The sequence below is a fragment of the Terrabacter lapilli genome (assembly GCF_039531305.1).
In the GTDB taxonomy this organism is placed as follows: Bacteria; Actinomycetota; Actinomycetes; order Actinomycetales; family Dermatophilaceae; genus Terrabacter; species Terrabacter lapilli.
On record NZ_BAAAPU010000007.1, the window covers coordinates 1 to 19,286 of the forward strand.

Annotated in this window: 21 protein-coding genes; 13 read left to right on the forward strand and 8 right to left on the reverse strand. The window is 73.0% G+C overall.

Annotated features, from left to right (window positions below):
• Window positions 1-86 precede the first annotated feature (86 nt).
• Complete coding sequence (locus tag ABD241_RS07860) at window positions 87-662, reverse strand: dienelactone hydrolase family protein (RefSeq protein WP_344060210.1); 576 nt, start codon at window positions 660-662, stop codon at window positions 87-89.
• Between the two features lie 61 nt (window positions 663-723).
• Here ABD241_RS07860 and ABD241_RS07865 point away from each other — a divergent pair, with 61 nt between their 5' ends.
• The 4 genes from ABD241_RS07865 (at window position 724) to ABD241_RS07880 (ending at window position 3,075) form a co-directional block, all read left to right on the forward strand.
• On the forward strand, window positions 724-1,353 hold the full coding sequence (locus ABD241_RS07865; protein ID WP_344060211.1) for an ArsR/SmtB family transcription factor: 630 nt from the start codon (window positions 724-726) through the stop codon (window positions 1,351-1,353).
• 60 nt (window positions 1,354-1,413) lie between these two features.
• Window positions 1,414-1,704 (forward strand): DUF1905 domain-containing protein, encoded by a 291-nt coding sequence (locus tag ABD241_RS07870; protein WP_344060212.1) that lies wholly within the window; start codon window positions 1,414-1,416, stop codon window positions 1,702-1,704.
• A 127-nt stretch (window positions 1,705-1,831) separates the two neighbouring features.
• Window positions 1,832-2,338, forward strand: coding sequence for a hypothetical protein (locus tag ABD241_RS07875; protein ID WP_344060213.1), 507 nt, complete (start codon window positions 1,832-1,834; stop codon window positions 2,336-2,338).
• Window positions 2,335-3,075: a hypothetical protein gene (locus tag ABD241_RS07880; RefSeq protein ID WP_344060215.1), complete on the forward strand. Its 741-nt coding sequence runs from the start codon at window positions 2,335-2,337 to the stop codon at window positions 3,073-3,075. Before ABD241_RS07875 ends, ABD241_RS07880 begins: the two co-directional genes overlap by 4 nt.
• Window positions 3,076-3,090: 15 nt before the next feature.
• On the opposite strand, the gene ABD241_RS07885 is transcribed toward ABD241_RS07880, so the two are convergent.
• The 4 genes from ABD241_RS07885 to ABD241_RS07900 are packed head-to-tail and all read right to left on the reverse strand — an operon-like array spanning window position 3,091 to window position 6,780.
• Window positions 3,091-3,531, reverse strand: a complete 441-nt coding sequence (locus tag ABD241_RS07885) for an MOSC domain-containing protein (RefSeq protein ID WP_344060217.1) — start codon at window positions 3,529-3,531, stop codon at window positions 3,091-3,093.
• A 10-nt stretch (window positions 3,532-3,541) separates the two neighbouring features.
• Window positions 3,542-5,332, reverse strand: a complete 1,791-nt coding sequence (locus tag ABD241_RS07890) for a SulP family inorganic anion transporter (RefSeq protein WP_344060219.1) — start codon at window positions 5,330-5,332, stop codon at window positions 3,542-3,544.
• 47 nt (window positions 5,333-5,379) lie between these two features.
• Window positions 5,380-6,324: a MerR family transcriptional regulator gene (locus ABD241_RS07895; RefSeq protein WP_344060221.1), complete on the reverse strand. Its 945-nt coding sequence runs from the start codon at window positions 6,322-6,324 to the stop codon at window positions 5,380-5,382.
• A gap of 3 nt (window positions 6,325-6,327) precedes the next feature.
• Window positions 6,328-6,780 (reverse strand): SRPBCC family protein, encoded by a 453-nt coding sequence (locus ABD241_RS07900; RefSeq protein ID WP_142180277.1) that lies wholly within the window; start codon window positions 6,778-6,780, stop codon window positions 6,328-6,330.
• A gap of 153 nt (window positions 6,781-6,933) precedes the next feature.
• Between ABD241_RS07900 and ABD241_RS07905 the strand changes: the two genes are divergently transcribed.
• From ABD241_RS07905 to ABD241_RS07930, 6 genes are read left to right on the forward strand one after another with little or no spacing between them, the layout of a single operon-like run.
• Window positions 6,934-8,217, forward strand: coding sequence for an NAD(P)/FAD-dependent oxidoreductase (locus tag ABD241_RS07905; RefSeq protein ID WP_344060225.1), 1,284 nt, complete (start codon window positions 6,934-6,936; stop codon window positions 8,215-8,217).
• A complete protein-coding gene (locus ABD241_RS07910) occupies window positions 8,214-8,969 on the forward strand; it encodes a DUF1365 domain-containing protein (protein ID WP_344060227.1) in 756 nt (251 codons plus the stop codon). The genes ABD241_RS07905 and ABD241_RS07910 overlap by 4 nt, the downstream gene beginning before the upstream one ends.
• Window positions 8,966-10,240 carry a class I SAM-dependent methyltransferase gene (locus ABD241_RS07915; protein WP_344060229.1) on the forward strand — a complete coding sequence of 425 codons (1,275 nt, stop codon included), beginning with the start codon at window positions 8,966-8,968 and terminating at the stop codon, window positions 10,238-10,240. The genes ABD241_RS07910 and ABD241_RS07915 overlap by 4 nt, the downstream gene beginning before the upstream one ends.
• Window positions 10,240-11,619, forward strand: a complete 1,380-nt coding sequence (locus tag ABD241_RS07920) for a cryptochrome/photolyase family protein (protein ID WP_344063447.1) — start codon at window positions 10,240-10,242, stop codon at window positions 11,617-11,619. The genes ABD241_RS07915 and ABD241_RS07920 overlap by 1 nt, the downstream gene beginning before the upstream one ends.
• A gap of 16 nt (window positions 11,620-11,635) precedes the next feature.
• On the forward strand, window positions 11,636-12,358 hold the full coding sequence (locus ABD241_RS07925; protein ID WP_344060231.1) for a CPBP family intramembrane glutamic endopeptidase: 723 nt from the start codon (window positions 11,636-11,638) through the stop codon (window positions 12,356-12,358).
• 4 nt (window positions 12,359-12,362) lie between these two features.
• Window positions 12,363-13,778 carry a tryptophan-rich sensory protein gene (locus tag ABD241_RS07930; RefSeq protein WP_344060233.1) on the forward strand — a complete coding sequence of 472 codons (1,416 nt, stop codon included), beginning with the start codon at window positions 12,363-12,365 and terminating at the stop codon, window positions 13,776-13,778.
• 96 nt (window positions 13,779-13,874) lie between these two features.
• On the opposite strand, the gene ABD241_RS07935 is transcribed toward ABD241_RS07930, so the two are convergent.
• Window positions 13,875-14,837 carry a GlxA family transcriptional regulator gene (locus ABD241_RS07935; RefSeq protein WP_344060235.1) on the reverse strand — a complete coding sequence of 321 codons (963 nt, stop codon included), beginning with the start codon at window positions 14,835-14,837 and terminating at the stop codon, window positions 13,875-13,877.
• 308 nt (window positions 14,838-15,145) lie between these two features.
• Here ABD241_RS07935 and ABD241_RS07940 point away from each other — a divergent pair, with 308 nt between their 5' ends.
• Window positions 15,146-15,538, forward strand: a complete 393-nt coding sequence (locus ABD241_RS07940) for a VOC family protein (RefSeq protein WP_344060237.1) — start codon at window positions 15,146-15,148, stop codon at window positions 15,536-15,538.
• Window positions 15,539-15,577: 39 nt separating this feature from the next.
• On the opposite strand, the gene ABD241_RS07945 is transcribed toward ABD241_RS07940, so the two are convergent.
• Window positions 15,578-17,131, reverse strand: a complete 1,554-nt coding sequence (locus ABD241_RS07945) for an HNH endonuclease signature motif containing protein (protein ID WP_344060239.1) — start codon at window positions 17,129-17,131, stop codon at window positions 15,578-15,580.
• Window positions 17,132-17,239: 108 nt separating this feature from the next.
• Complete coding sequence (locus ABD241_RS07950; protein WP_344060241.1) at window positions 17,240-18,169, reverse strand: DMT family transporter; 930 nt, start codon at window positions 18,167-18,169, stop codon at window positions 17,240-17,242.
• A gap of 234 nt (window positions 18,170-18,403) precedes the next feature.
• On the opposite strand from ABD241_RS07950, the gene ABD241_RS07955 reads away from it, so the two are divergent.
• Window positions 18,404-18,901 (forward strand): cysteine dioxygenase, encoded by a 498-nt coding sequence (locus ABD241_RS07955; protein ID WP_344060243.1) that lies wholly within the window; start codon window positions 18,404-18,406, stop codon window positions 18,899-18,901.
• Complete coding sequence (locus ABD241_RS07960) at window positions 18,898-19,284, forward strand: rhodanese-like domain-containing protein (RefSeq protein ID WP_344060245.1); 387 nt, start codon at window positions 18,898-18,900, stop codon at window positions 19,282-19,284. The genes ABD241_RS07955 and ABD241_RS07960 overlap by 4 nt, the downstream gene beginning before the upstream one ends.
• Window positions 19,285-19,286: the final 2 nt, after the last annotated feature.

Sequence of the window (19,286 nt, forward strand, 5' to 3'; positions counted from 1 at the left end):
AACGCCGCCACAGCGCCCTGCGAGGTCACCCACCCGTCAGCCGACTGCAACCAACCTGATGGCTGGGTACACCTAGGCGCGTCGGCCTACACGCGAGCCAGGAACTCCAGGACGCGCTGCTGCACGAGGCCTGCGGCCTCCGCGTCGTATGCCGCCGTGCTGGCGTCGGTGAACAGGTGTCCACAGCCGGGATAGGTGAAGAGCTCACCGTCGCCCGCGGCTGCCACGATCGCGCGGGCCGCGTCGACGTCGCCCTCGTCCATGAAGAACTCGTCCGCCTCGCCCCCGTGGACCTGGACCGGGACGCCTGCCGGCCAGTCCGGCGCGAACTCGCCGAGCGGGATGGCCGAGTCGAGCAGGATCGCCGCGCGGGCGCCGGGGCGGGTCTGGGCCAGCCGCTGGGCGGCCATGACCCCGAGCGAGAAGCCGGCGTAGACGACGTCTCCCGGGAGTCCGTCGGCTGCCGCGACGCCCTCTTCCAGGAGTGTGTCGAAGCCGATCGACCGCGCCTTGGCCATCCCCTCGTCGAGGGTCGGGAAGCTCTCGCCGCCGTAGAGGTCGGGCGTGTGGACCGTGTGGCCCTCGGCGCGCAAGGCGTCGGCGAAGGCGAGGAAGCCGGGGGTCTGGCCCTGGGCGTGGTGGAAGACGAGGACGTCGGCCATGCTTGCTCCTGTGCTGGACGGGTACCGCGCTGATGATCGAACAATCTAGACTGATCCAATCATGTCGATCAATAGCGCGCAGCAGCCGGACTACGACCTCCCCGACACGGTGGAGCTGACGACGCCTGCCCAGCTGCGCGCCATCGCCGACCCCCTCCGCTCCTCGCTGCTCGACCTCGTGCTCGAGCGGGCGGCCACCGTCTCGGAGCTGGCCACCGCTGTCGGGCGCCCCAAGAGCACCGTGGCGCACCACGTCGGCGTCCTGGTCGACGCCGGCATGCTGCGGGTCGTGCGGACCCGCCGGGTGCGGGCCATCGACGAGCGCTACTACGGGCGCACCGGCCGCACCATCGCCATCGGCGTGGCCCGCAGGCCCGGTGACACGACGACCCCCGTGTGTGTGAACGGCCTCTCGGTGGCCGCCGCCGAGTCGGTCCCGGCCCACGAGGAGGACACGCTCTACAGCACCCTGCGGCACGTGCGGATCCCGAGGGAGGCCGCTTCGCAGTTCTGGCAGCGGGTCGAGGGGCTCGTGCGCGAGTTCACGTCCCTGCCCCGCTCGGGCGACACGGTCTACGGCCTCGCCGTCGGCCTCTACCCCACCGACCAGCCCGTCCTCCCCGAGGCCACGGCGACCGAGGACCGAGGACCGCTGACCGAGGACCGTCGACCGACGACCGACGACCGGTGACCGAGGACCGCCGCCGCGCCGACCCCCCCACCTCGCCGCGCGAGTGCCATGCTTGCGGCCATGGAGCTGGAGTTCAGCGGCGAGGTCTGGCAGTGGCGCGGGCCGGCGCCCTACTACTTCGTCACCGTGCCCGAGGACGAGTCCTTGGCCCTGCACGACGTCGCCCACGTCAGCTACGGCTGGGGGATGATCCCGGTCACCGCCCGCCTGGGTGACACGGAGTGGACCACGTCGCTGTGGCCGAAGGACGGCGGCTACGTCGTGCCGCTCAAGGACGCCGTCCGTCGCGCCGAGGACGTCCAGGAGGGAGACACCGTGTCGGTCGGCCTCGACGTGCGCGCCGACGACTGAGGCGCGCACCTTGAGGAATTCGTTATGACCGTTCCGCTCCGATACGTCCGATTCGGCCCCATGATGTGTATCGCACGCCGTCGGGGGACCGCGGGCGTCAGAGACGCGTACAGGGGAGGAACACCGGATGACTGATGTCTGCGCGCAGGCGGGGCGCGACCCGATGCCCGGCAGCACCACGATGACGGCACACGGCGGCCGCGTGTCGTTCGACGTGCCGGTCGGCTGGAACGCCATCGAGCGCGCCCCCGGCGAGCTGGTCGCGGCGGTCGAGCCGGACGACGCCGATCGCTTCCGCACCAACGTCGTGGTGACCCTGACGCCGGTCGAGGGCTCACTGCTCGACTGGGACCGTGAGACCTCGCTGCGCGACGCGGCGGAGCTCGACGGCTACCTGCTCCTCGACCGCGAGGACGTCGAGGTCGGCGGTCACCCGGGCACGCGCCGGCTCGCCACGCACTCGACCCCCGCCGGCGAGTCGGTGACGACCGAGTGCTGGTCCACCGTCGTCGACGGCACCGCCATCACCCTGGCCCTCCGGGTGGCCACCCTGCGGGTGCCCGAGATGGCCCCCCTCCTGGACGCGCTCGCGGCCAGCCTCGTCGTGCGGACCGAGCGGCTGGTCGCGGCGTGAGCGTCGCGTTCGACGCGACGACCGGCCACCTGCAGCTCGACCCGGAAGCCTTCGTCGGGCTCGTCGACTACGCGAGCGAGCCCGCGAGCGTCGGCGACGACGTCGTGGCGCGGCTCCGGGAGGCCGGAGCCGTCGTCGACGGCGCCCCGCACCCCCGCCTCCGAGGCGCACTGGCCGCGGTGACGAGCTCGGTCGGCTCGCTCCAGGTCCTCCGGAGCGACGCGGTCGACGTGTCGCTGCACCAGACCTGGGTGGCCTTCGTCAGCGCCATGCTCACCGACCTGGGCGACGGCACCTACGACTTCGCCGCGGTGAGCACCGACTTCCTGCCCACCGAGGTGGCCCGGTTCACCGGGCTCGCGCCACGTCCCCGGCTGGAGCCCGCCGAGGCCGTCGTGGACGAGTCGCTGCTCGATGCCCTCTCCGCCGGCTCGGCGCAGACCCGCGGCGCGGGCAGCGCGGCGCTCGCCGACACCCTGGCGCCGTGGCCTGATGCCGCGGCCGCGGTGCGTGCCGGGCGCTGGGGCCTGGCCGTCGTCGACGTCGCCTTCCCCGCCCCGGCCGGCACCGTGGTGCGTCGCCTCGCCTGGGTCGACACCGAGGCCGGCATGCTGCGCGTCGAGGCGGACGACCGCGGTCCCGTGCTCGTGCCCACGACGTCGACGGCCCTGTGGGAGGCCGTCGTCGCGCTGCTGCCGACCGACGCCGAGACGGGGGCCTTCCGCCGGTCGGCGTGAGAGGCCTCTCGGGGCTCAGGCAGGGTCCAGCGTCACCTCGTCGCCGACCCGGATCGTGCCGGAGGTGAGCAGCCGGAAGACCGTGCCGGCCCGCGCGTGCAGCGCCCGGGCCGCCCCCGGCCCGAGCTCGTCGTCGAGCAGGCGGCAGGGCGCTGCGACGCGCACCACTTCGAGCTCGACCTCACCCACCCGTACGCGGGTGCCGGGCCTGGTCGGGATGTCGCCGCCCGAGATGGTGAGGTTCCGACGGGTCAGGCCGGGGTCGACCGGGCGTCCGAGGTCCGCGGCAGCGGCCTCGAGGTCGGGCAGCGACTGGATCGTGACGTGCCGGTGCCTGCTGCCGTGGTAGCGGTCGCCGACCAGGCCCGCTCCCGCTTCGGCCTCGACGCTCTGCACGGAGCGGGTCGGCAGGCGCCGGCCCTTGGCGACGTGGATCGCGACGACGGTCGGCCTCATGCGGCCGAGACTAGGCGTCCGGCTCGGGCTCCGGCTGGGCGGGTACCGGTGGGATGCGCAGCCCGGGAGGGCTGGAGCCGTGCTCGCGCTCGTACCACGCGGCATACGCGGCCACAGCCGTCGGCAGCGTGGGGAAGATGAGGTCGGCGCCGACCTTCTCGACGAAGCCGGCCGCCTCGAGGGAGAGCCGCATGTCCTCCTTGACCCGGGCCAGGGCGAACCGGATGCCCCGGTCGGCGAGGGTGGACCGCAGCGTCTCGAGGGCGTCGACGGCGGTGAGGTCGACCTCGGTGTTGGCCTCCGCGTTGAGCAGGAACCACTCGACGCCCTCCCGCTGCGACGCCTCGCCGACGACCTCCAGCGCCCGCTTGACGAAGTCGTCGGCGTTGGCGAAGAAGAGCGGGGAGTCGTAGCGGTAGACCACCAGCCCGGGCACCTGCACGGCGTTCGGGTGGTCGTCGATGTCGTGCATGCCCGCCATCCCGGGCACGTAGCCGAGGACGCCGTCGTGCGGGTGGACGATCCGCCGGAGCAGGTCCACGAGCGACAGCCCGACGGCGACGCCGATGCCGGGCAGCACGCCGAGCACCAGCACCGCCGTGGTCGTGGCGATCGCGAGGACGAGCTCGCTGCGCCGGAAGGCCGCGATGCGCCGCAGCTCGGCCACGTCGACGAGCCGGACGGCGGCGAAGACGACGACCGCGCCCAGGGCCGCGGTCGGGAAGGCTGCGATGACGGGCCCCAGCCAGAGCAGGGTCGCGACGACGAGCAGCAGCGACACGAGCGAGTGCAGCTGGGTCCGGGCGCCCATGTTGTCGGCGATCACGGTGCGGCTGCCGCTCGAGCTGATCGGGAATCCCTGGAGCAGCCCGGCCCCGACGTTGGCACCGCCGAGCGCGAGGAACTCCTGGTTGCTGTCGATGCGCCCGCCGTGGCGGCCGCTGAAGGCGCGACCGGTGAGGACGTTGTCGGAGTAGCCCACCATGGCCACCCCGAGCGCCGCGGGCAGCAGCGCGCGCAGGTCGACGTCGGCCGGGTTGGGCACCGCCAGCGACGGCAGGCCCTGCGGGACCGGGCCCACCACCGCGACGCCCGCGCGGCCGACCAGGCCGAGCACCCAGACGAGGGCGGTCGCGCCGAGCATCGCGAGCAGGGGGCCGGGCCAGGCGGGCAGCCAGCGGTGGAACCCCACCAGCGCGGCCAGCACTCCGAGGGAGAGCCACAGCGTGGGGAGGTGGACCTCGCCGAGGTGCGTGACGGCATACGCGACCTCCTGGAGGAAGGAGCCGCCCTGCACGCGGACCCCGGTCACCTTCCCGATCTGGCTGACGACCATGAGGACGGCGACGCCGGCCAGGTAGCCGACGAGCACGGGTTTGGAGAGCAGCTCCGCGAGGAAGCCGAGGCGCGCGACGAAGCCGACCAGGCAGATGAGGCCGACGGCGATCGCGAGGAGGGCGGCGACCTCCATGCGCCTCGCCGTGCCACCGGCCGCGGTGACGAGGGCGCCGACACCTGCGGCGGTCATGAGTGCGGTCGTCGACTCCGGACCCACCGACAGCTCGCGTGACGACCCGAGCAGCGCGTAGACGAGCAGCCCGGGCCCGACGGCCCAGAGTCCTGTGACGGCGGGCAGGCCGGCGACCTCGGCGTACGCCATGACCTGGGGCACGAGGTAGGCGGCCACCGTGACGCCGCCGAGGACGTCGCCGCGCAGCCAGACGCGGTCGTAGCGGCGCAGCACGGCGACCCCGGGGAGCAGCCGCTCCCACCTCGCCCGCTCGCGCGGCTCCGCGGTCACGCCACGAACGTACGCGACGGCGTATGCCGTCCGGCCGGTTTTGCGGGTCAGGCGGGGATGCGCAGGCGGCGGGTCATCTCGCCGACGGCGACGGTGATGGAGTGACCGAGGTGGACGCAGGGGCCGTTGATCTCGTTCTGCTGGCTGCCGCCGAGGCCGATGACGACCTCGGGGTGGGTGCGACCGATGGTGTCGACGATGTCCTGGGCGGCGGTGATGTCGATGTCGCGCGGGACGGCCATGACGATCCCGGCGGCGCGGCGCGCCTCGATGGCGCGGACCCAGTCGTCGGCGGGCAGGTCGGCCCCGACGTAGACGGTGGCGAAGCCGGCGCGCCGGGCGGCGACGGCGAAGGCGAGCAGCCCGAGCTCGTGGCGCGAGCCCGGCGGCAGGCCGATGAGCAGGGTGGGGCCGTCGACCCGACCGGAAGCGGCCTCGTAGGCGGCGGCGAGACGGCGCTGGACGGCATACGACACGAGGTGCTCGCCCGCGACGGTGAGGCGGCCGTGGGCCCACTCCTCGCCGACGAGCTTGAGGGTCGGCATGAGCCAGTCGTCGACGACGTGCTCGAAGGTGCCGAGGGCGAAGCGGGCGTCGAGCACCGCGGTGGCCGAGGCGGAGTCGAGCCGCTCGGCCGCGCGGACGAAGGCCTCGGCGTCCTCGGACTGGTAGCGGGCACCGGGGCGCAGTGGCGCGACCCTGCTCCCCCGGCCGTCGCGGCTGTCCCTGCCGTCCCGGCCGAACGACACCTCGCGGCCGCCCGAGTCGCGGCCCGAGAGGCGGCGCAGCGTCTCGGCGGCGGCCTCACGCGCCGACCAGCCCTCGTTGACGAGGGAGTTCATGATGGCGAGCGCCCGCACGTCCTCGGGGCCGTAGAGGCGGTAGCCGCCGTCGGAACGCTGCGGGCTGACGACGCCGTAGCGACGCTCCCAGGCGCGCAGGGTGGCGACGCTGATGCCGGTCAGCTCCGCCGCACGCTTGATCGTGTACATCTCTTACTCCAACTGGCCCAGAGCCTCGCGCATGCCCTGCTCGGCGTCGTCCCCGAGCTTCTTGAAAGCCGGGGACAACAGCGGGGCGACCAGCTTGGCGAGGCCCTTGAACTCGAACTCGGCACGATAGGTGACCGTCGTGCCCTCACCTGCGGTAGTACCCGACCCCGCCCGGCGCACGAACGTCATGGTGTCGTGGGCGACGAGCGTGGCGTTCTCACCGCGGAGCGCGAGCCGCTGGTCCGGCTCGTGCTCGACGACAAGGTAGTCCAGCTCGGTCTCGCGTCCGAGGAACTTCGAGATGTTGCGGTACCGCGTGCCCACGCCGCCCTCGCCCGAGACGCGCTCGGTGCGCACGGTCCCGGGGTCCCAGTCGGTGGTCGTGGTGAAGTCACTGAGGTAGGCGAAGACGCGGTCGACCGGTTGGTCCACCGTGACGGTGCGTTCGATCTCCATGCGCGCTCTCCAAACCTTTGACAGACCTTGGACACGAACTCTACGGTGAGCGCCAGCGAATGGGCAACGTGTCCATCTGCACACCACCTGTCACCAATCCGCCCGGGCCCCGGCCCCGAATCCCACGGGACCACATCAGCCAGGAGGCCCTCGGTGACCCGACCGAACGCGACACCCAGCACGAGCCGTCCCACGGCAGCCGTCATCGGAGCAGGAGTCTCCGGCCTGACCGCCGCGCACGTGCTCAGCCGGACGCACGACGTCACGCTCTTCGAGGGCGACAGCCGCTTCGGCGGCCATGCCCACACCCACGAGGTCGCCGGCCGAACCGGGAGCCTGCGCATCGACAGCGGGTTCATCGTGCACAACGAGCGCACCTACCCCCACCTGCTGCGCCTCTTCCGCGAGCTCGACGTGCCCACGCAGCCCACCGAGATGAGCATGAGCATCACCTGCTCGGGCTGCGGGCTGTCGTACGCCGGTGGGCGCGGCCCCAAGGGCATGTTCGCCCAGCGCCGCCGCCTCGCCGACCCGCGCTTCGTCAAGATGCTCAGCGACGTGCCGCGCTTCCACAAGGCGGCCCGTGCGCTGCTCGCGGACGGCTCGCAGGACCTGACCTGGGGCGAGTTCCTGGCGCAGCAGCGCTTCTCCGACTACTTCGTGCGCCACTTCGCGATCCCGCTCGTGGCCTGCGTCTGGTCGTGCGGCGACCTCGACGCGTCGTCCTACCCGGCGCGTCACCTGTTCCGGTTCCTCGACCACCACGGCATGCTCACCGTGACGGGCTCGCCCACCTGGCGCACCGTCACCGGCGGCTCGGCCACCTACGTCGACCGGCTCGTCGAGCGGCTGCCCGACGTGCGCACGCAGAGCCCGGTGACCGCCGTGACGCGGCACGACGACGGCGTGGACGTGCGGGTGCGCGACGGGCACACGGTGACCTTCGACCGGGCGGTCGTGGCGACCCACGCCGACCAGGCGCTCGACCTGCTCGCCGACGCGACGCCCGACGAGAAGCGTGACCTGGCGGCGATCCGCTACTCCCGCAACGAGACCTGGCTGCACCGCGACTCCTCGGTCCTGCCGAAGCCGCGTGAGGCCAAGGCGTCCTGGAACTACCGGATGCGCGGCTGCGACACCGCCGCGCCCGACGTCACCGTCAGCTACTGGATGAACCGCCTCCACGGGATCGACGACGTCGACGACCACGTCGTGACCCTCAACCCCGCGGGCATCGTGGACGAGTCGCTCGTGACGGCGCGGATGTCCTACGAGCACCCGATCTTCACCGGCGAGGCCGTCGAGGCTGCCGCCCGGCTGCGCGAGGCGGGTGGCGAGCGCCTCGCCTTCGCCGGGGCGCACCTGGGCTGGGGCTTCCACGAGGACGGCTGCCGGTCGGGGGTGGAGGCAGCAGAGTCCTTCGGGGTCCGCTGGTGACGGCCGGCCTGACGCCACCGCCGCTGCCGGCCCTCGTCGACGGCACCGTCTCGCACTCCCGCCGGACGCCGCTGCGCCACAGCTTCACCTACGGCCACTACCAGTGGCTCGTGGACGTGGACGACCTTCCCCGCCTGGCCTGGCCGGCGGGCCTCTTCGCCCGGTTCGACGCGCGGGACCACCTCGACGAGGGCCGCCTGGGCGGCGGCATCCGGGGCGACGTGGAGCGCTTCCTCGCCGCCCGGGGTGTGACGCTCGCGCCCGACGACCGGGTGCTGATGCTCGCCAACGCCCGGGTCCTCGGCCACACGTTCGACCCGCTCTCCGTCTTCTGGTGCCTGCGCCCCGACGGCTCGCTCCTCGCCGTCGTCTTCGAGGTGCACAACACGTACGGCGAGCGGCACGCCTACCTCCTCGACGTCGCCGACGACGGGACCGCGACGGTCGGCAAGGCCTTCTACGTGTCCCCCTTCAACGACACCCGCGGGGAGTATGCCGTCCGCCTCGTCCTGCAGCCCGACGCCGTCGCCGTGACGGTCGCCCTCGAGCGGGACGGTGAGCGCGTCCTGACCGCCGTGACCCGGGGCACGCCCGAGCCGGCGACGAGCCGGGCCCTGCTGCGGCTCGTGCGCCGCCACGGCCTGATGACGCAGCGGGTCACGACCCTCATCCGCGTCCACGGCATACGGCTCTGGCTGCGCCGACTGCCCGTCCTGCCCCGCCCCTCACACCCCAAGGAGGCCGTCCGATGACCGCCCAGCCCTCCATCGCGCAGCCCCTGTGCCTGCGCCGCCCGGCCCTGCGGGCCCTGTGCCTGCGGGCGCGCCTGGCCCGCAGCATCCTCGCGCAGGTCGCCCAGCGGGTACCGGTCGACGTCGTGCTGCCGGACGGCACCCTCCTCGGCGGCGGGGCTCCCGCGGCCGGCCGGCCCGCCCTGGAGATCGTGCGCCCGCACGACCTCTTCGAGCGGCTCGCGCACCACCCGAAGATCGGGATCGGTGAGGCCTACATGGCGGGTGACTGGCGGGCCGCCGAGGGCACCGACCTCGCGGAGCTGCTCGTGCCGTTCGCCGAACGGATGACGACCGCCGTGCCGGCCGGCTGGCTTCGGCTGCGTGGCTTCGTCGACCGGCGCGTCCCGAGCATCCAGAACAACTCCCTGCTCGGGTCGCGGCGCAACATCGAGGCGCACTACGACCTGTCCAACGACCTCTTCGCGACGTTCCTCGACGAGACGATGAGCTACAGCTCGGCCATCTTCGACGAGGACCAGCCGCTGCGCACCCAGTCCTTCGAGCAGGCGCAGCTGCGCAAGGTCCACGCGATCCTCGACCTGGCCAAGGTCGGCCAGGACACGCGGCTGCTCGAGATCGGCACCGGCTGGGGGACGCTCGCCCTCGAGGCGGCGCGGCGCGGCGCCAACGTCACGAGCGTGACGCTCTCGAAGGAGCAGGCCGCGCTGGCGCGCGAGCGGGTGGCGGCCGCCGGGTACGCCGACACCGTGGACATCCGCATCCAGGACTACCGCGAGGTCGAGGGCGTCTACGACGCCGTCGTCAGCGTCGAGATGATCGAGGCGGTCGGCGAGGAGTACTGGCCGGCCTACTTCCGCACCATCGACGAGCGCCTCGCCCCCGGCGGCATCGCGGCGGTGCAGGCCATCCTCATGTCGCACGAGCGGCTCATGGCGACGAAGCACTCCTACGGCTGGATCCAGAAGCACATCTTCCCCGGCGGGCTCATCCCGAGCCTGCAGGCGATGAGCGAGACGGCGGAGGACGCGACGTCGCTGCGCATGACCGCCGTCGAGCCGTTCGGCGCCGACTACGCCGAGACCCTGCGCCGCTGGCGGGAGACCTTCCTCGCGCGCTGGCCCGAGGTGCAGGCGCTCGGGTTCGACGAGACCTTCCGCCGGAAGTGGGAGTTCTACCTCGCCTACTGCGAGGCCGGCTTCGACACCGGCTACCTCGACGTCGCCCAGGTGCGCTTCGAGCGGGAGGGCGCCGCACCCGCGGCCGCGTGATGGCATCGTCGAAGAGCTCGGGGAGCACGTCGGTCCTGTGGTTCCGGCGCGACCTGCGCCTCACCGACCACCCGGCCCTGCTCGCGGCCGTCGAGGCCGGGGCCCACGTGCTGCCGGTCTTCGTGCTCGACCCGAGGCTGCTCGACACCGACACCCCCCGCTCGCGCCGGCTGCTCGCGTCCGTCGCGGCGCTGCAGAAGGACACCCGGGGCGCGCTCGTCATCCGCCACGGCGACCCCGTCGAGGTCATCCCCCGGCTCGCCAAGGAGGTCGGCGCGGAGCAGGTGCACGTCTCGCGCGAGACGACCCCCTACGGGCGCCGCCGCGACGAGGCCGTCGAGAAGGCCCTGGCCGAGGACGGTCGCGAGCTCGTCGCCACCGGGACGCCGTATGCCGTGGGGCCCGGTCGCATCCTCAACGGGTCGGGCGCGCCCTACAAGGTGTTCACGCCGTTCGCCCGGGCGTGGCACCAGCACGGCCGACCCGCCCCGGCGGAGCGGCCGAAGCGGATCCCGTGGCTGCGCGACGACGTGCACAGCGACGACCTGCCGAAGGTCGACGGGCTCGAGGGCATCGAGGCCGGCGAGGCTGCCGCGCGGAAGCGGTGGGAGGCGTTCCTCGAGAGCGGGCTCACGGCATACGACACCGAACGGGACCGGCCCGACCTCGACTCGACGAGCCGGCTGTCGGCGCCGCTGAAGTACGGCGAGATCCACCCGCGCACGATCCTCGCCGACATCGCCGCCCACTCGGCGGGGCGCTCGAAGGCGGCCACGACGTACGTCACCGAGATCGTCTGGCGCGAGTTCTACGCCGACGTCCTGTGGCACAACCCCGAGTCGGCGTGGCACGACCTGCGCCCGGAGCTGTCGAAGCTGCCCTACGACTCGGGACCGGAGACCGACCGGCTGGTCGACGCGTGGCGCGAGGGCCGCACCGGCTACCCGATCGTCGACGCCGGGATGCGGCAGCTGCTCGCCAAGGGCTGGATGCACAACCGGCTGCGGATGATCACGGCGAGCTTCCTCACCAAGGACCTGCACGTCTACTGGACGGTCGGCGCGCGGCACTTCCTCGACCACCTCGTCGACGGCGACATCGCCTCGAACAACCACGGCTGGCAGTGGGTGGCGGGCACCGGCACCGACGCCTCCCCGTACTTCCGCGTCTTCAACCCGGTGACGCAGGGCCGTAAGTTCGACCCCGACGGCGAGTACGTCCGGCGTTGGGTGCCGGAGCTGCGCCACCTCACCGGCGCGGCCGCGCACGAGCCGTGGAAGCACGACAACGGGTACGACCACGACTACGTGCAGCCGATCGTCGACCACGACGAGGAGCGCAAGGAGAGCCTCGCGCGCTACGAGCGGGCGCGTCGCTGAACCGGGAGGAGAGCAGGTGAGAGGGCCGATCGCCGAGCTGCGGGCGTTCCTCGACGCCGCGCTGCTCGAGCCCGTCAAGGGCCAGCACCCCGACCCGCCGCAGGCTCGGACGCGGCGCAGGGTCGTCGTCGCGGTCACCTTCGTCATCGGCTCCGTGGTGCTCGGCTGGGCGCTGCGCATCAAACCGGGCGACCCGCTCTTCTACGCCGGCTCGTTGGCGCTGGCCGCGGTCTGGGCGCTCGGCGCGCTCGCCTCGGGGCCGCTGCACTTCGGGCGCGGGCACACCCGCTCGGGCCAGCGCGAGTCGAGACCGGTCGTGCAGTCGCTCGCCCTCGGCGCCCTCGTGCTCGTCGTCTTCCTCGTCGGCTCGCTGGTCGTGGCGCGCATCCCGTTCCTGCGCGAGCCGGTCGACGCCCTGCTCGACCACGCGCGCTTCGGCTCACTGCCCGCCGTGCTCGCCATCACCGTGCTCAACGGGATCGCCGAGGAGCTCTACTTCCGCGGCGCCCTGTATGCCGCCCTCCCGTCCCACGCTGTCGCCGTCACGACCGTGCTCTACGCCCTGACCACCGTCGGCAGCGGCATCCCCCTGCTCGTGCTCGCCGCGGCCGTCGTCGGGCTCGTCACCGCACTGCAGCGACGGGTCACCGGCGGCATCCTCGGGCCGATCATCACCCACGTGACGTGGTCGACCGGCATGCTCCTGCTCCTCCCGCCCGCCCTCGAGCTCACCAGGTGACCCGATGACCTCTGCGTCCCCTGCACCCGCCGGCCGCACCGCCCTCGTGACGGGCGCCTCCGGCTACATCGGCGGCCACGTCGTGCCCCGGCTGCTCGACGAGGGCTGGGACGTGCGGGTGCTGACCCGCCGCCAGGGATCGCTCGACGACCGCCCGTGGGTCGGCCGCGTCGAGGTCGTCCTGGGCGACGTCGGGTCGGTCGAGGACATGCGCCGGGCCCTCACCGGAGTGGACGCGGCGTGGTACCTCGTGCACTCGATGGACGACAAGCCGGACTTCCAGGAGCGCGACCGGGCCGCGGCCACGCACTTCGCGCAGGCCGCCGAGGAGGCCGGCGTCTCGCGGATCGTCTACCTCGGCGGCCTGCACCCCGACGACGAGGAGCTCTCGCCGCACCTGGCTTCGCGGGTCGAGGTCGGCCGCACCTTCCTCGACTCCGGGGTGCCCACGGCGGTGCTGCAGGCGGCTGTGGTCCTCGGCGACGGGTCGGCCTCGTTCGACATGCTGCGCTACCTGACGACCCGGCTGCCGGCCATGGTCGCCCCGAAGTGGCTCGACAACAAGATCCAGCCGATCGCCATCGACGACGTCGTCACGCTGCTCGTCGGCGCGGGAAGCCTGCCGACCGAGGTGAACCGCACCTTCGACATCGGTGGTCCGGAGGTGCTGACCTACCGCGAGATGATCGGGCGGTTCTCCGACGCCACCGGTCGACGGCGGCCGGTCGTGGTCACCGTCCCCGTGCTGACGCCCCGCCTCGCGAGCCACTGGGTCGGCCTCGTGACCCCCATCTCGGCCGGGCTGGCCAAGCCCCTCGTCGGCAGCCTCGTGCACGAGGTCGTCGCCAAGGAGAGCGACCTGCTCGAGTACGTCGACGTGCCCGGCGGGTTCACCGACTTCGACACGGCAGTGCGCTCGGCGATGCAGACGGCCGAGCCCGACACCGCGATGCGCAACCTGGCCCTGACGAGCGCCGCGACGGTGGCGAGCGTCGTGGTGGGCTCGCTCGCGACCAAGCCCGACTCGCAGTGGTACCGGTCCCTCGACCTGCCCGACTGGCAGCCGCCGCCCGTGGCGTTCCCGGTGGTGTGGACCGCGCTCTACGCGGACATCGCGGGCAGCTCGGCGGCGGTGCTCAACGCCTACGACAAGGCCGGTGACCGCGACGGCCGCCGCCGCTACCTCACGGCCTTCGGCACGAACCTCGCGCTCAACGCCGCGTGGAGCGTCGTCTTCTGGCGCTCCCGCCGGCCGTGGGCGGCGGCAGCCCAGGCGGCCCTGCTGACGGCGAGCTCGGCCGACCTCGCGCGGCGTGCCGGATCGGTCAGCAAGGGGGCCGGCACCGCCCTGTCGCCGTATGCCGCGTGGTGCGGTTTCGCGACCGTCCTGTCCGCCGCGATCGCCCGCCGCAACCGCTGAGGGCCCCGCGTCCCAGGGGGTCTGCGGGAGTCTGTCATTGTCTAGGACGTTTGCGATACAGCGGCAGACAGCGCTCGCGAGTGGCGATCGCGGGACTCAGGCGGACGCCGGCTGCTTCGTGAAGGCGCGGCGGTAGGCGATCGGCGGGACGCCGATCTCCCTCTGGAAGTGGTGGCGCAGGACGGCCGCCGTGCCGAAGCCGCTCTCGCGGGCGATGCGCTCGATGTCGAGGTCGGTCGTCTCGAGCAGGTGTCGGGCTCGCAACACCCGCTGGCTCGTCAGCCACCGGTGCGGGGTCGTGCCGACCTCCGCCGTGAAGCGGCGGGCGAAGGTGCGCTCGGACATGGCAGCGCGCGAAGCCAGGCTCGGGATGGAGTGCTCCTGGTCGAGGTGCTCGGCAACCCATTCGAGGACGTCCTGCAGGCTCTCGCAGGGCTCGGCGGGCAGCGGCGTCTCGACGAACTGCCGCTGTCCGCCGGACCGGTGCGGCGGGACGACCATGCGTCGGGCGATGCGGGTGGCCACCTCGGATCCGAGCTCCGTGCGCACGAGGTGGAGGCACGCGTCGATGCCGGCGGCCGTGCCGGCGCTCGTCAGGACCGGGCCGTCCTCGACATAGAGGACGTCGAGGTCCACGCGGGCGCTCGGGTGGTCGTCGGCGAGCTTGGCGGCATACCTCCAGTGGGTGGCGCAGCGGCGCCCGTCCAGCAGCCCGGCGGCAGCGAGCTGGAAGGCGCCGGAGCAGACGGACAGGACGCGGCCCCCGCTGCTCGCGGTGTCGCGCAGGATGTCGAGCACCTCGCGGTCGTAGGGGCCGTCGACCGGCCCGCCCGGGATGGCGACGAGGTCGGCCCCGCGCGCCGCCTCGAGCGAGAAGGGGGCGACGACGGCCATGCCGCTCGTCGTCCGCAGCACCTCGCCGGGACGGGCGGAGCAGACGCGGAAGTCGAAGGCGGGCACGCCGTCGTCGGTGCGGTCGATGCCGAAGACCTCGCAGAGGACACCGAGCTCGAACATGGCCACCGGCTCCTGGGCGATCACAGCGATGGTGCGCAGCATCGGTCCAGCATGACACCGTTGGCAGGATCTTGTCGAACAACGACAGATCCGCCACTCGTGGCGGGATCATGACGCGCGCAGACTTTCTGCCATGGACATCATCTTCTTCATCGCCATGTTCGTCCTTCTCCTCGCCGCCCTCCGGCCGCACCACCGGCGCACCTTCTCGCTGCCGCGCGCCCCGTTCGGCGCCGACGGTCACGTCGACCGCGACCTCGACCGCGTGCTCCATGACGTTCCGATCTCAGATGTGACGGCGCCCGCCGCGGCGTCGCCCCGGCGTCACCGGCCCATGCCAAGGTGGGCGCGTGACGACCACTCCTCGGACCGCGATCGGTCGACTGGCTTCCATCTCCTTCGACTGCCCTGACCCCTCGGTGCTCGCCGACTTCTACGGGGCGGTCCTCGGGCTACGGCGGGCCTACGAGAGCGCCGACGGTGGCGTCGTCTCCCTGTCCGATGGACGGCTCGCCGTCACGATGATGCGAACGCCGGACCATGTCGCACCGTCGTGGCCGAGCTCGCGCCAGCAGCAGCAGGTGCACCTCGACATCCTGGTCGAGGATCTGGACGAAGCCGTCGCACGCGCAGTGGCCCTCGGCGCATCCGAAGCGGCACACCAGCCCGCACCGAGCGCCTGGCGGGTCCTGCTCGACCCGGCCGGACACCCCTTCTGCCTCACCACCGTCACCGGCGACTGAGGAAGGGCGCGACCGTCCATCGCCGGCCCAGCCGGTCGGTCAGAAGGGCGGCGGGTCGTCGTCCGGGGTCTGCGACGAGCCGTGCGGCGGGTCGCCCACCGACGGCACTGGCCCTGGCGACCGACCCTCCGTCATCACCTCGAGCTCGGGTGACTCGGAGCCGGGGTCACTGAGGGCTTCGCGCCAGTCCTTCGGGTAGGTGACGTAGTCGCGCCCCGCGGGCGTGGTCCAGGAGATGCCCTGGTCGGCCACCCGCTCCACCCGCCAGGCGCCGGCGGTCTTGCCGTTGTGGCAGCCCCGACTGAGGGAGTCGCCGTTGGAGACGCGGGTCGGGCCGTGCGGCCACGGGACCAGGTGGTCCCAGTCGCAGCGTTCGGCAGGCACCTGGCAGCCGGGGGCACGGCAGACGCCGTCGACCGCCCTGACGTGCTCGACCATCTCGGCGGTGGGCCGATAGCGGTCGGTCGACAGCCCGAGGGCGCGGCCCGTCTCCCCGTCGACCGCCAGGCGCTGCCAGACCGACCCCGGGGCGGTCATGATCTGGCGCGCGTGGGCCGCCGTGACCCAGCCGTGGCCGGGCAGCTCGCATGCGGCGTCGGACGAACCGGCCGCCACCTCGAAGGGGACGACGATGCGGACCACGGCCGGCGGCGCGCCGGCCAGGAGGCCGGCAGATGCACTGCCAGGGACGCTGCCAGGGTCACCGCCCGGGGAGGCTGCGGCTGCTCCAGCCGAAGAGGCGACCGGCCCGCGGCCGGCGGGCGGGACGACGCCGAAGAGCACCAGGTCGCACAGGAAGTCGCTGCGGAGCTGGTCGAGGGTGCGCTCGTCGCCGGCGGCGCGAGCGGCTCGGGCCAGCGCGTCCACGCGGTCGAGGACGCCGACCACCCGCTCGGCCGGCGCGACGACCGTGAAGGTGCCCATCCCGTCCTCACAGACCCGGCCATGGACGCCGCGCCGCAGCGCGGCGGACCGGCGTCGCTCCTCGTGCGAGCGCCCCTCCGCCGATCGAACGCACCGCTGCAGGCGCGAGGCGAAGAGGCGCTGGGAGGCGACGGACCCGTCGGGCGCCGGCGCCAGCACGGTGGCCTCGAGGTCCGGGATGACGTCGTCGTCCAGCGTGCGGGTCTCGGCGACGATGCGCAGTGCGCGGTAGAGGCTGACGCCTCCGGCGCGGAGCCGCTCGCGCAGCACGCGGTGGCGCCTGGGCGCGGTGGCGAGCTCGAGCCGGCGGCTGACCTCGCCGGCACCCACCCCGGTGGCCCAGCTGATCTCCTGCGCAGCCACCTGGTCGGCACTCAGAGGCACCGGCGAGCGCGTCGGCGTCTGCGCGAGATGCCGCTCCTCGATCGAGTGGAGGGCCGCGTACGCGTCGACCAGCTCGCCCTCGAGACGCGCCTTGCGGATCTCGAGCCGCTCGATCTGCGACAGCACCGCATCAGCCGCGTCGTGCAGCGACGCGGGCTCCCTGCGACGCCCCTCGGCTGCGGCAGCGCGAGCCCCGTTGGACTCCAGGATCCAGCGGATCCGCTCGAGCGCTCGGTCGTCGGAACCAGACTCCGATGGCGGACGCCCGGTGTCGAGGAATGGCACGAACTCACTCCTCCCACCCGGGTCGTCTCCCCTCAATTAGAACATATGTTCGAACAGGGCGGAAGGGTTCCAGCGCGGGAAGACGGCGCCGGATCAGGGCGCCCCCGGTCAGTCGGAAGGCAGCGGACGCGGCCTGGGCCTCCGCCGCGTCAGGAGGACCCCGGCGATGCACAGGGCGCCGCCGACGTACGTGAGGACGGGCGGCACCTCGGACAGCAGCGCCCAGGCGATCAGCGTCGCGATGAACGGCACGAGGAACGTCGTCAGCGTCAACGTGCCGGCGTCGCTGCGCGCCAGGACGAAGGCCCAGGTCGAGAAGGCGATGGCGGTCGGGAAGACTCCCAGATAGGCGATCCACCCGAGCGTCGCCACGTCGCCGTGTCGGACCACCGAGACGAGCTCACCGGACCAGGGCAGGCAAACGACGGCGCCGATGACGCAGGCCAGCCACGTCACCTCCGGGCCCGGGAGCCGCCCGAGGAGGGGCTTCTGCGCGAGCACGCCGACGGCATACGTCACGGCGGCGAGGATGGCGAGCCACACGCCGACCACGTCTCCCGAGCTGCCGGAGGAGGAGCCGCGGGCGATGACGACCACCCCGGCGAACCCCACGGCCATGCCGATGAGCAGCCAGCGGGTCATCCTCTCGCCGAGGAAGACGGTGGCGAGCATGGCGACGATGATCGGACCGACCTGGACGACCAGCGCGGACGTGCCGGCGTCGATGCGCCGCTCGGCCGCATTGAGGGCCAGGTTGTAGACGCCGAACCAGCCGATACCGCACACCAGCAGGAGGGGCCAGTCGCGCCTGGCGGGCCAGGTGCGAGGGCGCCGGAAGACGAGCACGCCGAGCGCGACCGACGCCACGAGCAGTCGGCCGAGCGAGAGCGCCCCGGGCGGGACGTCACGACCCAGGTGCCGGATGGCGACGAAGGCGGACGCCCACAGCAGGAGCGTCACGGCGACGGCCAGCCCGACGCGCCACCGCGCTCGGCGACCGGTCACGTCCTGGGTTGCCCTACGCGAGTGGACGGCCACCCGACGACCGTACTCGCCGCCCCGGACAGCCCGGCCACCGAGCGCGCCGGCCCTCCGCTTGCCCCTGCTCTAGGCATTAGCTAGTGTTTCTTACATGCAAATGCATGGTTATGTCTCGATGCGGCGGGGAAGCTGTCCCCCGCTCGGGAGTCCGCACGCGCCCTGAGCGCTGAGCCGTACGCCGCGGTCCTCCCGAGCGCCCCAACCCCACTCCTCGGACCGAAAGGCACGACCATGACCCGCGGTGCCCTCCGCACCTCCGTCGACCTCGCCGACACCGCCCGACGCCTCGCCCGGCAGCGGACCATCTGGCAGGGACTCGTCGACTTCGACCCCGTCACCCGCTACTACGCCAGGCTGCTCGCCGACCGCGACCACGAGGCCTGGCTGCTGACGTGGCTACCCGGCCAGGGCACGCCGTGGCACGACCACGGCGGCAGCGCCGGCTCCTTCGTCGTCCTGCAGGGAGTTCTCACCGAGGAGGTGGCGGGCTACCGCAACGCCGTCGAGCTCGGCGACGTGCGACGCGTGGAGGGGCCGGGCGTCCTGCTCAGCCCGGGCGACCAGCGGACCTTCGGCACCCGCCACCTGCACCGGGTGACCAACGCCGGCTCCGACCCGGCCGTGAGCCTGCACGTGTACTCCCCGAGACTGACTGCCATGACGAACTACACGGCCGTCGACGGGCTGCTCGAGGCCGACGCACGAGCCGAGGCCGGGGTGGACTGGTGACCCGGCCCCGCCCCCGGACGATCGACGAGGTGCTGGAGGAGGCCCGGAGCCGCCTCCGCCGCCTCACCCCGGAGCAGGCGCAGGCGGCACACGAGGCCGGTGCGCTGGTCGTCGACATCCGTCCCGAGGCCCAGCGGGCGATCGAGGGCGAGCTCGCGTTCGCGACGCCCATCGAGCGCAACGTCCTCGAGTGGCGTCTCGACCCGTCGAGCGATGCCGCGCTGCCCGTCGCCGACCACGACCTCGAGGTCGTCGTCCTCTGCCAGGAGGGCTACACCTCGAGCCTGGCGGCAGCCGCCCTCCAGGAGCTCGGCATCCACCGCGCCACCGACGTCATCGGGGGGTATGCCGCGTGGCGCGCCTGGCGGGACGGGCGCGCGTAGGC

Excerpts from the sequence above, each read along its gene's own strand:
- ABD241_RS07860 (WP_344060210.1), bottom strand. The coding sequence starts at position 662 with ATGGCCGACGTCCTCGTCTTCCACCACGCCCAGGGCCAGACCCCCGGC.
- ABD241_RS07865 (WP_344060211.1), top strand. The coding sequence starts at position 724 with ATGTCGATCAATAGCGCGCAGCAGCCGGACTACGACCTCCCCGACACG.
- ABD241_RS07870 (WP_344060212.1), top strand. The coding sequence starts at position 1,414 with ATGGAGCTGGAGTTCAGCGGCGAGGTCTGGCAGTGGCGCGGGCCGGCG.
- ABD241_RS07875 (WP_344060213.1), top strand. The coding sequence starts at position 1,832 with ATGACTGATGTCTGCGCGCAGGCGGGGCGCGACCCGATGCCCGGCAGC.
- ABD241_RS07885 (WP_344060217.1), bottom strand. The coding sequence starts at position 3,531 with ATGAGGCCGACCGTCGTCGCGATCCACGTCGCCAAGGGCCGGCGCCTG.
- ABD241_RS07895 (WP_344060221.1), bottom strand. The coding sequence starts at position 6,324 with ATGTACACGATCAAGCGTGCGGCGGAGCTGACCGGCATCAGCGTCGCC.
- ABD241_RS07900 (WP_142180277.1), bottom strand. The coding sequence starts at position 6,780 with ATGGAGATCGAACGCACCGTCACGGTGGACCAACCGGTCGACCGCGTC.
- ABD241_RS07915 (WP_344060229.1), top strand. The coding sequence starts at position 8,966 with ATGACCGCCCAGCCCTCCATCGCGCAGCCCCTGTGCCTGCGCCGCCCG.
- ABD241_RS07920 (WP_344063447.1), top strand. The coding sequence starts at position 10,240 with ATGGCATCGTCGAAGAGCTCGGGGAGCACGTCGGTCCTGTGGTTCCGG.
- ABD241_RS07930 (WP_344060233.1), top strand. The coding sequence starts at position 12,363 with ATGACCTCTGCGTCCCCTGCACCCGCCGGCCGCACCGCCCTCGTGACG.
- ABD241_RS07935 (WP_344060235.1), bottom strand. The coding sequence starts at position 14,837 with ATGCTGCGCACCATCGCTGTGATCGCCCAGGAGCCGGTGGCCATGTTC.
- ABD241_RS07955 (WP_344060243.1), top strand. The coding sequence starts at position 18,404 with ATGACCCGCGGTGCCCTCCGCACCTCCGTCGACCTCGCCGACACCGCC.